A 12200-nucleotide genomic window follows, 5' to 3' on the forward strand; every position below is an offset into this window, starting at 1 on the left:
AAGCGCCGTTTATTGCAGTGACTTCGTCACTATCTGGCGGATCTGTTCTGTCTGTTGCACATCGAAAGCCACCGCATAGCGGCTTTCACCCACCTCTTCGCCCATCACCTGCAGCGCCTTTTTCACGGCGGCCGGGGAGAAGGCAATTTTGTACAAATTGGTGCGCAGGTCCGTGACGCTCTCCTGCGCCAGGCGCGAGCCGTCGATATCCCCCGCCTGGAAACGTGTCCAGATGGCGTTGATCGCCTGTGGCGCAACGTTGGCCAGCCCGGAAATACAGGCGGAACAGCCCTCGACAAAGCCCTGATGAATCAGCGAGTCCGGGCCGTTGAGCACGTCAAAATTATCCATACCCTGCGCGGCTTTCAGGAACCCGCTCAGGCTGTCGTAACTGCCCGCGCTGTCCTTGATGCCGATAATGTTCGGGTGCGCGGCCAGCACGCGCGCGGTCTGCGGCTCAATGGTATTGCCGGTGCGTGCCGGGATGTTGTACAGAAATACCGGCACCGTCAGGGCATCGGCGATGGCGGTGTAGTGGGCGATCAGTTCCGGCTGGCTCAACGGCACAAACCACGGGGTGATCACCGACACAGCATCAACGCCCAGTGCCTGAACCTGCTTACCGAGGCGGATGGTGGCGCGGGTGGAGATCTCACCGATATGCGCCACCACCGGCGCACGTCCGGCGACCTCTTCCACGCAGGTGCGGGTGACGGCCACTTTTTCCTCTTCGCTCAGCACAAAAAACTCGCCGTTGGTGCCGCCGCAGAAAATGCCGTTCCCCGCCGCCAGCTGGCGTTGGATCTGGCGTTTCAGGCCCGGCAGATGCAGCTTGCCATCCTCAGTAAAGGGGGTGACGATCGCCGTCAGCACGCCTTCAATCTTGTTACGCATTTCTCACTCCTTCGATGTTAAATTTCAGGGAACAGGGTCTGGTAAATACCCTGCACCTCGGCATGGCTGACCTGACGCGGGGCATTGTTCATCAGGCGTTTGACGTTCAGCGCCGCGTCGCTAAGCGACGCAATGTCATCCCGCGGGACGCCCAGCGCTTCAAGGTTGTCCGGTAAGTTAAGGCGGCGCACCAGAGCGGCAAAGTAATCCACCAGCGCGTGTGATTTCTCTTCTACTGAAAGCGTGGTATCGGCACCTGGCACCAGATCCCATACCCGGGCAAATTTTTCGGTCGCATCCGGGCGCACCACGCGCATACAAGGGGCCAGCAGGATAGCGTTGGCCACGCCGTGCGGCAGATGGTATTTGCCGCCCAGCGGATACGACAGGGCATGCACCAGATGGGTACCCGCGTGGGCAATCGCCACGCCGCCATAGTAAGAGGCCCACAGCATTTCGAGCCTGGCCGCCAGGTTGTGCGGCTCGGCGCAGGCGGTTTCGATGTTGTTCAGCAGCTTGCGCAGGCCAATCAGCGCCGCGTTATCGCTCACCGGATTTGCCACGGTGGCGGTGTAGCACTCAATCAGATGACACAGGGCGTCGATGCCGGTTGAAGAGGCGATATGCGGCGGCATGCTGGTGGTTAATTCAGGTAACAGCGCCACGTAATCCGGCAGCAGTACCGGGGAGATAATGCCGATTTTGGTGCTCTGCTCAGGAATGGCGAGGATCGCGTTTGGCGTGGCTTCGGAGCCGGTACCGGCGCTGGCGGGAATTAACAGCGATGCCAACCGCTCGGTTGGTTTTTCACCCGCCAGCAGGGCGTCCAGCCCCGGCGAGGCCGGATGACACAGCACCGAGAGCAACTTCGCCACATCCAGCACGCTGCCGCCGCCGACGCCGACCACCAGATCAAAGTTGGTCTCGTTGATGTCTGCCAGCAGGCTGCGCACGTCGTGGCTGGTGGGTTCCGGCGGCACGCGGTCAATAATACTGACGCGGCGGTTGTCGGCTTCCAGCAGGGTGCGGATGGCGCGGGCGGCGTCCAGACGGGCGATGTTGCCGTCGGTGACCAGTAAAAGGCGCGTCTTGCCTGCCAGCAGTGGCGCGAGGGCCGGTATCGCCCCCGCACCGCTGATAATCGTACTGTTAATGGTTAACACATTGCTCTCCTGTTGCTGTGTCTGTGATTGATTTCGCTCAAACCAGGCAATCACAGTCATCGTGTGGCTAAATTTATAATTTATTCGCAAACTGAATACCTTGATCTTGCTCACACATAATCAAACGTGATTGAATATAATCATTGGCAGGAAATGCGAACCCGGAGTGGGGATGAAAGAGAACAACCTGAACAGAGAAGTGGTGGTGATCGCCGATGACTTGACCGGAGCCAACGACGCGGGCGTCAGCCTGGCGATACGCGGTAAGAAAGTCAGCGTGGCGTTTCGGACCCCCTTTACCGGCGACACCGATGCGCTGGTTATTAATAGCGACAGTCGGGCGATGGTGGCATCAGAGGCCGCTGAAAAACTGGCGCTCTACGCTGCCGAGATTGACGCCGCCGCGTGGCTGGTGAAGAAAATTGACTCCACCCTGCGCGGCAATCCCGGCGCGGAAGTCGAGGCCCTGCTGACGATCAGCGGCAAGCGCCAGGCGATTATCGCCCCGGCGTTCCCGGCGGCCGGGCGCACCACGCAAGGCGGCGTCTGCCTGGTTAAGGGTATTCCGGTCACCGAAACCGAGTTTGCCAGCGACCCGAAAACCCCGGTGCGCCATGCGCAGGTAGCAAAGGTGCTGGCGGAACAAACCGCCCTCAACAGCGTGGTCGTCACCCCGGCTCAGCTTGCGGCCGCCCTGCAGGGCGACACCCCACTGCTGATTGTGGATGCCCGGACGGACGCCGAGCTGGATCAGATTATTGACGCTGTCTCGGACGGCGACGAACGGCCGCTGCTGGTGGGCTCGGCCGGGCTGTGCGATGCCCTGGCCCGTCGTCTGGCCCGCCCACGCCAGCTGCTGGCGGTTATCGGTTCGATGAGTGAAATCGCTCAGCAACAGATCCAGCGCGCCGGCGAAGTGGCCGGTGTCAGCCGGGTATTAATAGATATCGATGATGTATTTCGCCACGAGATGGCGGGGTATCTGCAGCAGATCGCCACCGCGTTGGCGGCTGGCCAGCACTGCGTGGTGCATACCTGCACCGATGGGCAGGCCCGTCATCAGATCGACAGTGTGTGCCAACAGCGCGGATTAAGCCGGGCGGCGCTGGGTGAGACCATCAGCGCGTTTCTCGGGGTGCTAACGCGTAAAGCGCTGGAGTCCCACACCCCGGCGGCGCTGTATGTCAGTGGCGGCGATGTGGCGATGGCAGTGGCCAGCGCGCTCGACGCACAAGGTTTTGCAATAAGCGGACAGGTGGCGCAATGCGTGCCGTTCGGTCGTTTTTTGGGTTGTCGCTGGCAGGGGCCAGTCATGACCAAAGCGGGCGGTTTTGGTACCGAGACCACGCTGCTAGAGGTTTTGCATTTTATCGAGGAGAAGATGAGTGACTAATATCATTGCTGTAACCATGGGCGACCCGGCGGGCATCGGCCCGGAAATCATTATCAAATCCCTGACCGAGGGCGAACTGTCCGGCGCAGAGGTGGTGGTGGTCGGCTGCGCCAGAACCCTGCATCGGGTACTGGATAAGGGGATCACCGCCCCGGCCGAGCTGCGGGTGATTTCTGCCGTCAGCGAGGCGCGTTTTGGCCCGGCGATCATCAACGTGCTCGATGAACCGCTGGCCGAGCCGGAGGCGTTACAGCCTGGCGTGGTGCAGGCGCAGGCGGGGGATCTGGCCTATCGCTGTGTGCGTCGCGCCACCGAGCTGGCGATGGCGGGGGAGGTCAAAGCCATTGCCACCGCGCCGCTGAACAAAGAGGCGCTGCATCTGGCGGGCCATCACTATCCGGGGCACACTGAGCTGCTGGCGCACCTCACCGACAGCAAAGATTACGCGATGGTGCTGTATACCGATCAGCTGAAGGTCATTCACATCACCACCCATATTGCACTGCGCAAATTCCTCGACACCCTCAACCAGGATCGGGTCAAAACTGTCATTGGCATTGCGGATACCTTCCTTAAGCGCGTCGGATATAAAAACCCGCGTATCGCGGTGGCCGGGGTCAACCCGCACGCCGGGGAGAACGGTCTGTTTGGCGATGAAGAGATCAAGATTGTCGGCCCGGCAGTACAGGCGATGAAAGCTCAGGGGCTGAATGTCACCGGGCCGTGCCCGCCGGATACGGTGTTTATGCAGTGCCACGAAGGGATGTACGATATGGTGGTGGCGATGTATCACGATCAGGGACATATCCCGCTAAAATTACTCGGTTTTTATGACGGCGTGAACATTACCGCCGGGCTGCCGTTTATTCGCACCTCGGCTGACCACGGCACCGCGTTCGACATTGCGTGGACAGGTAAAGCGAAGTCTGAGAGCATGACGGTCTCTATCCAGTTAGCGATGCAAATCACACGGGAATAATATGAAGGGATATAGCCGGTTAGAACAGATAATGGACTACCTGAAAGGGCACAACCTGGTGACGGTCGATCAGCTGGTGGCGGCAACTGACGCTTCGCCAGCGACCATTCGCCGGGATCTGATTAAGCTCGATCAGGAGGGCGTGATCAGCCGTACCCACGGTGGCGTGACCCTCAACCGGTTTATCCCTTCTCAGCCCACCACCAGCGAAAAGATGCAGCGCAGCCTGATGGAGAAACACGACATCGCCAGCGCGGCAGCCCGTTTTGTCAAAGCCGGGGATTCGGTGGTGCTGGATGCGGGGACGACGATGATTGAACTCGCGCGCCAGCTCACCCATCTGCCGCTGCGGGTGATCACCAGCGATCTGCATATCGCGCTGTTTCTTGCCGAGTTTAAGCAGATTGAAGTGACGATCATCGGCGGGCGCATCGATGACTCCAGCCAGTCCTGCATTGGCGATCACGGTCGCCGTCTGCTGCAGAACGTCTGGCCGGATATCGCCTTTGTCAGCTGTAACGGCTGGGATCTGGAACGTGGCATTACCTCGCCAACAGAAGAAAAAGCGGCGTTGAAGCGCGACCTGATTGCCAACGCCCGACGCCGTGTCCTGCTGGCCGACAGCTCCAAATACGGCGCCTGGTCGCTATTTAACGTCGCCCATCTCAACACCTTAACCGATATCGTCACCGACCGACGTCTGGACGAAACCGTACAGCAGAGCTTAAGCCAGCTCGACGCCAGCCTGACGCTGGCGCCGTAACGACTCAGGGCAGCAGGGCGATATTATTTCTGATCACCTCTGCCGAATGGCGGAATTTTTGCTGTTCATCCTCCGCCAGGTTGAGCTCGATAATCTGCTGCACGCCGCTCTGAGCCAGCACCGCGGGCACCCCAATCGCAATCCCCTCCACGCCATACTCCCCATCCAGAATGCAGGAGATCGCCAGCGCCCGGTGGCTGCCGGTGAAGATATTGCGGCAGATCTCGGCGATGGTCCCGGCAATCCCGTATTCCGTGCAGCCTTTGCGGGCGTAAATCTCGAAGCCCTGCCTGCGCACGTTCTCGGCGAGGGCGGCAAAATCCAGCGTGTTACCGGTGTGCCGATGATATACGTCGGCAATCGGTGAACCGTACACCGCGGAATGGGACCACACCGGGAACTGGGTATCGCCATGTTCGCCCAGAATAAAGGCATCGATACTCTGTGCGCCGATATCCAGCGCCTGGGCCAGGGTACGCCGCAGGCGGGTGGTATCCAGCCAGACTCCGGTGCCAATCACCTGGCTGCGCGGCAGGCCGGAAAGCTGCCACACCTGCCAGGTAATGATGTCGCAGGGGTTGGTGGCGATCAGGAAAATGCCGTTAAAACCACCGGCCATCATCTGCGGCACAATGTCTTTGACGATTTTTGCCGTCGAGGCCAGTTCATCCAGCCGGGTCTGGCCGGGTTTCAGCGCGCCGCCGGAGACAGTGATCACCGCGATATCCACATCTGCACAGTCGCTGGCCTCACGGGTGGTGATGGTCATCATACCGGGCATATAGGCGGCAGCGTCCGACAGATCCCGGGCGTGGCCTTCGCTGCGCGCCGGGTTGATATCCACCAGCAGCAGCTCTTCGCAGATATTCTGGTTCAGCAGCGCGTAGGCGGCGGAAGTGCCGACATTTCCGGCACCGATAATCATCACTTTGCGGGCTTTGGTGTTCATTGTTTTTCCTGATGTTTTAACCGTACCTGCGACCAAACTTACGCCGCGGGGGCAGGTGGTGCAATGGCTGGCGGCAGCTATAAGTTTAAAATATGCCTGTCGCAGAATTGGCTGGCGCTATGGTGGAGAAAAACGACAAAGGAGCTTGCCATGTATTCCATTTCCTCTGAATCGCCCGCGCATCCGGACATCGTTGCCCTGATTGCCGCCCTCGACAGCTACCAGAGCGCACTCTACCCGGCTGAAAGTAATCATCTGCTGGATTTGACCCAACTGCCTGGCCACACCCTGATTATGATGGTGATCCGCGACAGGCAGCTAAACGCCGTCGGCTGCGGGGCGGTGGTGCTGAACAGTGACGGCAGCGGCGAGATGAAACGGGTCTACATCGACCCTACGCACCGGGGTCAGCAGCTGGGCGAAAAACTGCTGGCGGCGCTGGAAGATGAAGCCCTCAGTCGCGGCTGCCATACCCTGCGGCTGGAAACCGGGATCGAGCAGCATGCGGCGGTGCGGCTGTACGAACGCAGTGGGTATCAGTTGCGCGCGGCGTTTGCCCCCTACGAGGAAGATCCTCTGAGCCTGTTTATGGAGAAACTGCTGGTGGCTGACCTTCGTTTAGCAGGGCTATAAACGCTTCCAGCTGCCGGGTCATCGCCCCGCGACGCCACACCAGCCAGGTGGTGAGCCAGCGCCAGTTTTCGGCCAGCGGCCAGGCCTCCACCTGATGATGACCGGGCATACTTTCCAGCATTGAGCGCGGCATCAGCGCAATCCCGGCACCTGCAATCACGCACGCCAGCATCCCGTGATAAGACTCCATCTCGTGGATGCGCCCCGGCGTGGCGCGATCCGCATGAAACCAGCTTTCGAAATGACGGCGATACGAGCAATTGGCGCGAAAAGCATAGATATCGCGCCCGCTGACCTCGGTCGCCCGCTGCACTGGCTGATGTCCGGCGGCGACCACCAGCATCATCTCTTCCCGGTAAACCGGCATCCCTTCCAGCTCCGGGTGGCTTAATGGCCCGTCGACAAAGGCCGCGCTCAGCGTGCCTTTCAGCACCCCGTCGATCATCGTCCCGGACGGGCCGGTAGAGAGCGCAAACTGAATGCGCGGGTAGCGCTGATTAAACGCCGCCAACGAGGCCGGAATGCGCACCGCGGCGGTGCTTTCCAGCGCGCCGAGCGCAAACAACCCCTGCGGCTCATCCCCGGCCACTACCATTCGCGCTTCCTCCACCAGGGCCAGTATTTGCCGGCTGTAGCGCAAGAAATTATGCCCCGCCGGGGAGAGGCGCAGGCGCTGGTTCTCGCGGATAAACAGATCCACGCCGAGATCGGCCTCCAGCTGTTTGATACGCGTGGTCAGGTTAGAAGGCACGCGATGTACCTTCTGCGCGGCCTGAGTGATGCTGCCGGTCTGGGCGACAGCGTTAAACATCTCCAGCTGGGTCAGATCCATATCATTCTCGTTTCGTGAATAAGGTGGTTATTATTATTCATTTTTAAGAAATAGCAGAGTGGGCCACACTGAATCAACTGATATTTAAGGAGCGCAATATGAATACATCCTCTGCCACTCATGCTTTCTCGATTAACCCGACCAACGGAGAAACCCTTGCCCGCTGGCCGTGGGCAACGTCTGCCGATGTGGATCGTGCCCTACAGCAGGCTGACGCGGGCTATCGCCAGTGGCGTAGCGTCCCGGTAAGTGACCGTGCAGAATGCTTGCGCGCGCTGGGTACGGCATTGCGCAATCGTGGCGAAGAGATGGCCCAGACTATCACCCGCGAGATGGGCAAACCCATTGCTCAGGCGCGGGCGGAAGTGGCGAAATCGGCGAACCTCTGCGACTGGTATGCCGAACACGGCCCAGCGATGCTGAACACCGAGCCCACCCCGTTGGCGGACGCGGTGATTGAGTATCGTCCCCTGGGCCCGGTACTGGCGGTAATGCCGTGGAACTTCCCGCTGTGGCAGGTGCTGCGCGGCGCGGTGCCGATCGTTCTGGCCGGTAACAGCTATCTGCTGAAGCATGCCCCGAACGTGCTGGGTGCAGCCCAGCTGATTGAACAGATTTTTGTCGACGCCGGATTCCCGCAGGGGGTGTTTGCGCAGTTGAACGCCACCAATGACGGCGTCAGTCAGATGATTGCCGATCCGCGTATTGCGGCGGTGACCGTCACCGGCAGCCTGCGCGCCGGGGCAGCGATTGGTGCGCAGGCGGGCGCAGCGCTGAAAAAATGCGTCCTCGAACTGGGTGGCTCCGATCCCTTTATTGTGCTGAACGATGCCGATTTGGATCTGGCGGTGAAAGCCGCGGTGACCGGGCGCTATCAAAACACCGGACAGGTGTGCGCGGCGGCGAAGCGTTTTATCGTCGAAGCGGGGATTGCCGACGAATTCAGCCGTCGCTTTGTGGCCGCGACTGCCGCCCTGAAGATGGGGGCGCCTGACGATGAAGAAAACTATCTCGGGCCGATGGCGCGCTACGATCTGCGCGACGAGCTGCATCAGCAGGTACAGGCGACGCTTGCCGAAGGCGCAACCCTGCTGCTGGGTGGCGAGAAACTGGCGGGGGCAGGGAACTACTATCCCGCCACGGTGTTGGCTAACGTGACGCCAGCGATGACCGCGTTTCGTCAGGAGCTGTTTGGCCCGGTGGCAGCCATTACTGTGGCAACCGATGCCGATCATGCGCTCGCACTTGCCAACGACAGCGATTTTGGTCTGTCTGCGACGGTCTTTACCGCCAATACCCAGACGGCGGAGCGCTTTGCCCGCCAGCTTGAGTGCGGTGGGGTGTTTATCAACGGTTACAGCGCCAGCGATGCCCGCGTGGCGTTTGGTGGGGTGAAGAAGAGCGGCTTTGGCCGGGAGCTGTCGCACTTTGGCCTGCATGAGTTCTGTAATGTGCAGACCGTGTGGAAAGACCGGGTGTAGTTTTTTGCGTGAATTCCCTGAGGGTTGGGGTGAGGGGGAACATGCGGCTCTGGAGGTTATTCCGTTCACTTGCTGGCTAATGCTTCTCTGTGATGATGGAACCGGTGAACGTGCCATGGCGGCTCCATCGCCGCCGCCCTGGCAACCCGGGCTCCCGGCAAGAAAATCGCCGCTTCGCGGTACCTTCGTCTTTCGCTTTCGGATCAAAATGACTGGAATACCCCAATACTGAGAGTGATGTTTACGGCATCGACATATTTTCGCTATATGTCGATGAAAACCGTTTTTTTAAACATAAGATCGTGACAGCGTTGCAATCGTTATCGTTCCTCTTGTCATCAGTCTGAAATAGTTCTGTCATTTTCACTGAGTAGACTCGCTGCGTCTAAGGCTTTGTTAATGAACATGATTATGAACCTAACGCAAATTTTACAGCGTATTGCCCCCCGGCAGTTTGGTCTGCTGGTGGGGATTTTCTGCATTATCGGGCTGTTTTCGGCCCTGCAAATTTCCTCTTCGGTCCTGCTTTCCGTCTCGCTGGATGATGCTCAGCGCAATGAACAACGCAATCAGCTTACCCATCTGCAGCAGGCAAAGGTCGACCAGGCGCGGATTTCGCTGCTGGCGGCGAGTGACCTGCTTAACCGGGCGGGCGTCTATTTTATGCAGGATAAAGAGACCGGGTCGGACGGGAGCTGGCACAGCCTGATGGACGAAGCTCAGCAGGCGTTGCGGGATTCGCAGCAGGCCTGGCAGTCGTGGCTGGCGATGAAGCCAACCCAGGACGAGGCGCTGGTCAACAGCTATCAACTGTTCTTCGATGCCATCCACGAGCAGGCCGACGGGCTGGTGAAGAGTCAGTCGATCGACGCCTTCTTTGCGGTACCTGCCCAGGCTTTTCAGACCGATTTTAATGCGAACTACGCCCGCTATCAGCAGGCCAGCGAACAGCGTGCGGCACAGGGGCGGCAATTGCTGACGGCCAGCCTGTCGAACCTGCAGTCGCTGTTCCTGCTGGCCCCGGTGGTGCTGCTGGTGATTGCCCTGGCGGTGTGGTTTGGCATGTCACGCTGGGTCATCACCCCGCTGCGTCGATTGATTGCCCATATCAACCTGCTGGCGGCGGGGGATTTATCAGCACCGCCGCCTGCGGTGAAACGCTTCAACCGCGAGATTGCCCAGCTCGGTGACAGTGTTGATACCCTGCAGGAAGGGCTGGCGCAGTTAGTCACGCAGGTCAGCGAGGCCACCACCTCAATGATGACAAATATCGGTTCGCTGGCGCAGGGTAATCAGGATCTGTACCACCAGTCCGCCCGTCAGGCACAGGAGTTAAAAGCCGTCACCGCACACATCGCGACGCTGGAAACCCACGTTGAGGGCAACACCGGCTATGCAAAACTGGCCAGCAGCCGGGCGGATGAAGCGCGGGTGATGGCGGCTGGGGGCGACCGAATGATGGAGACCGTCAACGCCTCGATGGCGGCGATTGTCGAGCGTTCGGCGGAGATGCAGGGCATCGTCGCAATCATCGATAATGTGGCGTTTCAGACCAATATTCTGGCGCTGAATGCGGCGATAGAAGCCGCGCATGCAGGCAACCAGGGGCGCGGTTTTGCCGTGGTGGCAAAAGAGGTCGGCTTGCTGGCGCGCAAGAGCAGCCATTCGACGCAAACTATTCAGCAGCTGATTAACCATTCACTGCAGGGCGTTGAGGATGGCTCAAAAGCGGTGACCCGGCTGGAAGATAACCTGCAGCAGGTTATCGGTCTGGTGGGCAATCTGTGCAGATATCTCGATCGCTACCCTCAGCCAGGGCGAAAGCATTCATCAGATGACCTGCCAGCTGCAGGCGCTGAATCAGGTCGCCCTGCAGACGGATACGCTGGTCAATACTGCGTCAGAGGCCTCGCAACGGCTGCATAACGAATCCGGCCTGCTGTTACGGGCGGTGGCGCGTTTCCAGCTCCCGGCCTGACGTCATCCATTCGCCTCTGTTATACTCGCTGGCCGTTTTTGGCCAGTGAGCAAGGAGCAATGTATGGCAGCGAACATCAACAATAATATGCTGGAAGCAATCCTGGCGCAGGTTCGCCCGCTGCTGGGGCAGGGAAAGGTGGCCGATTACATCCCGGCGCTGGCCTCGGTTGATGGCAAAAAACTCGCTATTGCCATCTGTACGGTGGATGGTCAGCGCTTTCAGGCCGGGGATGCCAGCGAACGTTTTTCCATTCAGTCGATCTCCAAAGTGCTGAGCCTAGTGGCCGCGATGCGTCAGTATGACGAGGACGAGATCTGGCTGCGGGTGGGGAAAGATCCCTCCGGCCAGCCGTTTAACTCGCTGTTGCAGCTTGAGATCGAACAGGGCAAGCCGCGTAACCCGTTTATCAACGCCGGGGCGCTGGTGGTGTGCGATATGCTACAAAGCCGCCTCAGCGCACCCCGTCAGCGGATGCTGGAAATTGTCCGTCAGCTGTGCGGCGTCGCGGATATCGCCTACGACGCCACCGTCGCCCGGTCTGAGTTCGAACACTCGGCGCGCAATGCGGCCATCGCCTGGCTGATGAAGTCCTTCGGCAATTTCCATAACGATGTCTCCACGGTTCTGCAAAACTACTTTCACTACTGCGCCCTCAGAATGAACTGTATCGAGCTGGCATCGACGTTCCTGTTTCTGGCCGACCAGGGCCGCGCCCCGCACCTGTCGCAGCCGGTAGTGACGCCTCTGCAGGCCCGACAGATTAACGCCCTGATGGCGACCAGCGGGATGTATCAAAATGCGGGCGAGTTCGCCTGGCGGGTCGGGCTACCGGCAAAATCGGGCGTCGGCGGCGGTATCGTCGCGATTGTGCCGCACGAGATGGCGATTGCCGTCTGGAGCCCGGAACTGGACGCAACCGGCAATTCACTGGCGGGGATCGCGGTGCTGGAACAACTCTCCCAGCGACTCGGACGATCGGTGTATTAAGTATTCTGGAGGCGGAACCCACTTATTCATTCAGGACATTTGGGCTATTGCGTTGTCCGGTCTATGGTATATAGGGATGTAAACGCTTAACCTCTCTCCTGCCGGCAGTTAAATAATCGCTATATACTTGTATGGGTTGATAATG

General features: G+C 59.6%; 10 protein-coding genes and 1 pseudogene. 7 read left to right on the top strand and 4 right to left on the bottom strand.

What is annotated here, in order from left to right; genetic code table 11:
* Positions 1-9: 9 nt before the first annotated feature.
* Both M8013_RS22545 and M8013_RS22550 read right to left on the bottom strand, forming a co-directional pair.
* Positions 10-894: a dihydrodipicolinate synthase family protein gene (locus tag M8013_RS22545; RefSeq protein ID WP_271269974.1), complete on the bottom strand. Its 885-nt coding sequence runs from the start codon at positions 892-894 to the stop codon at positions 10-12.
* A gap of 17 nt (positions 895-911) precedes the next feature.
* Positions 912-2057, bottom strand: a complete 1146-nt coding sequence (locus M8013_RS22550; RefSeq protein ID WP_271269975.1) for an iron-containing alcohol dehydrogenase — start codon at positions 2055-2057, stop codon at positions 912-914.
* Between the two features lie 172 nt (positions 2058-2229).
* Here M8013_RS22550 and dtnK point away from each other — a divergent pair, with 172 nt between their 5' ends.
* Genes dtnK through M8013_RS22565 form a run of 3 tightly spaced genes read left to right on the top strand, consistent with a single transcriptional unit; the run spans position 2230 to position 5192 of the window.
* Positions 2230-3450, top strand: a complete 1221-nt coding sequence (dtnK, locus tag M8013_RS22555) for a D-threonate kinase (RefSeq protein ID WP_271269976.1) — start codon at positions 2230-2232, stop codon at positions 3448-3450.
* Positions 3443-4429, top strand: a complete 987-nt coding sequence (locus M8013_RS22560; protein ID WP_271269977.1) for a D-threonate 4-phosphate dehydrogenase — start codon at positions 3443-3445, stop codon at positions 4427-4429. Before dtnK ends, M8013_RS22560 begins: the two co-directional genes overlap by 8 nt.
* A gap of 1 nt (position 4430) precedes the next feature.
* The gene (locus M8013_RS22565) at positions 4431-5192 is read left to right on the top strand and encodes a DeoR/GlpR family DNA-binding transcription regulator (RefSeq protein ID WP_271269978.1); all 762 of its coding nucleotides are present in this window, start codon (positions 4431-4433) and stop codon (positions 5190-5192) included.
* Positions 5193-5196: 4 nt separating this feature from the next.
* On the opposite strand, the gene M8013_RS22570 is transcribed toward M8013_RS22565, so the two are convergent.
* Complete coding sequence (locus tag M8013_RS22570) at positions 5197-6141, bottom strand: L-lactate dehydrogenase (protein WP_271269979.1); 945 nt, start codon at positions 6139-6141, stop codon at positions 5197-5199.
* Between the two features lie 150 nt (positions 6142-6291).
* Between M8013_RS22570 and M8013_RS22575 the strand changes: the two genes are divergently transcribed.
* On the top strand, positions 6292-6774 hold the full coding sequence (locus tag M8013_RS22575) for a GNAT family N-acetyltransferase (protein ID WP_271269980.1): 483 nt from the start codon (positions 6292-6294) through the stop codon (positions 6772-6774).
* On the opposite strand, the gene ptrR is transcribed toward M8013_RS22575, so the two are convergent.
* Positions 6728-7606, bottom strand: a complete 879-nt coding sequence (gene ptrR / locus M8013_RS22580) for a putrescine utilization regulator PtrR (RefSeq protein WP_271269981.1) — start codon at positions 7604-7606, stop codon at positions 6728-6730. The genes M8013_RS22575 and ptrR overlap by 47 nt on opposite strands.
* Positions 7607-7704: 98 nt before the next feature.
* On the opposite strand from ptrR, the gene sad reads away from it, so the two are divergent.
* From sad to glsB, 3 genes and pseudogenes are all read left to right on the top strand, one after another.
* Complete coding sequence (sad, locus tag M8013_RS22585) at positions 7705-9087, top strand: succinate-semialdehyde dehydrogenase (RefSeq protein WP_271269982.1); 1383 nt, start codon at positions 7705-7707, stop codon at positions 9085-9087.
* A gap of 411 nt (positions 9088-9498) precedes the next feature.
* Positions 9499-11065, top strand: a pseudogene (locus M8013_RS22590) (methyl-accepting chemotaxis protein).
* Between the two features lie 63 nt (positions 11066-11128).
* Positions 11129-12055: a glutaminase B gene (glsB, locus tag M8013_RS22595; RefSeq protein WP_271269983.1), complete on the top strand. Its 927-nt coding sequence runs from the start codon at positions 11129-11131 to the stop codon at positions 12053-12055.
* Positions 12056-12200 lie beyond the last annotated feature (145 nt).

This window comes from Silvania confinis (assembly GCF_025564085.1).
GTDB lineage: Bacteria > Pseudomonadota > Gammaproteobacteria > Enterobacterales > Enterobacteriaceae > Enterobacter > Enterobacter confinis.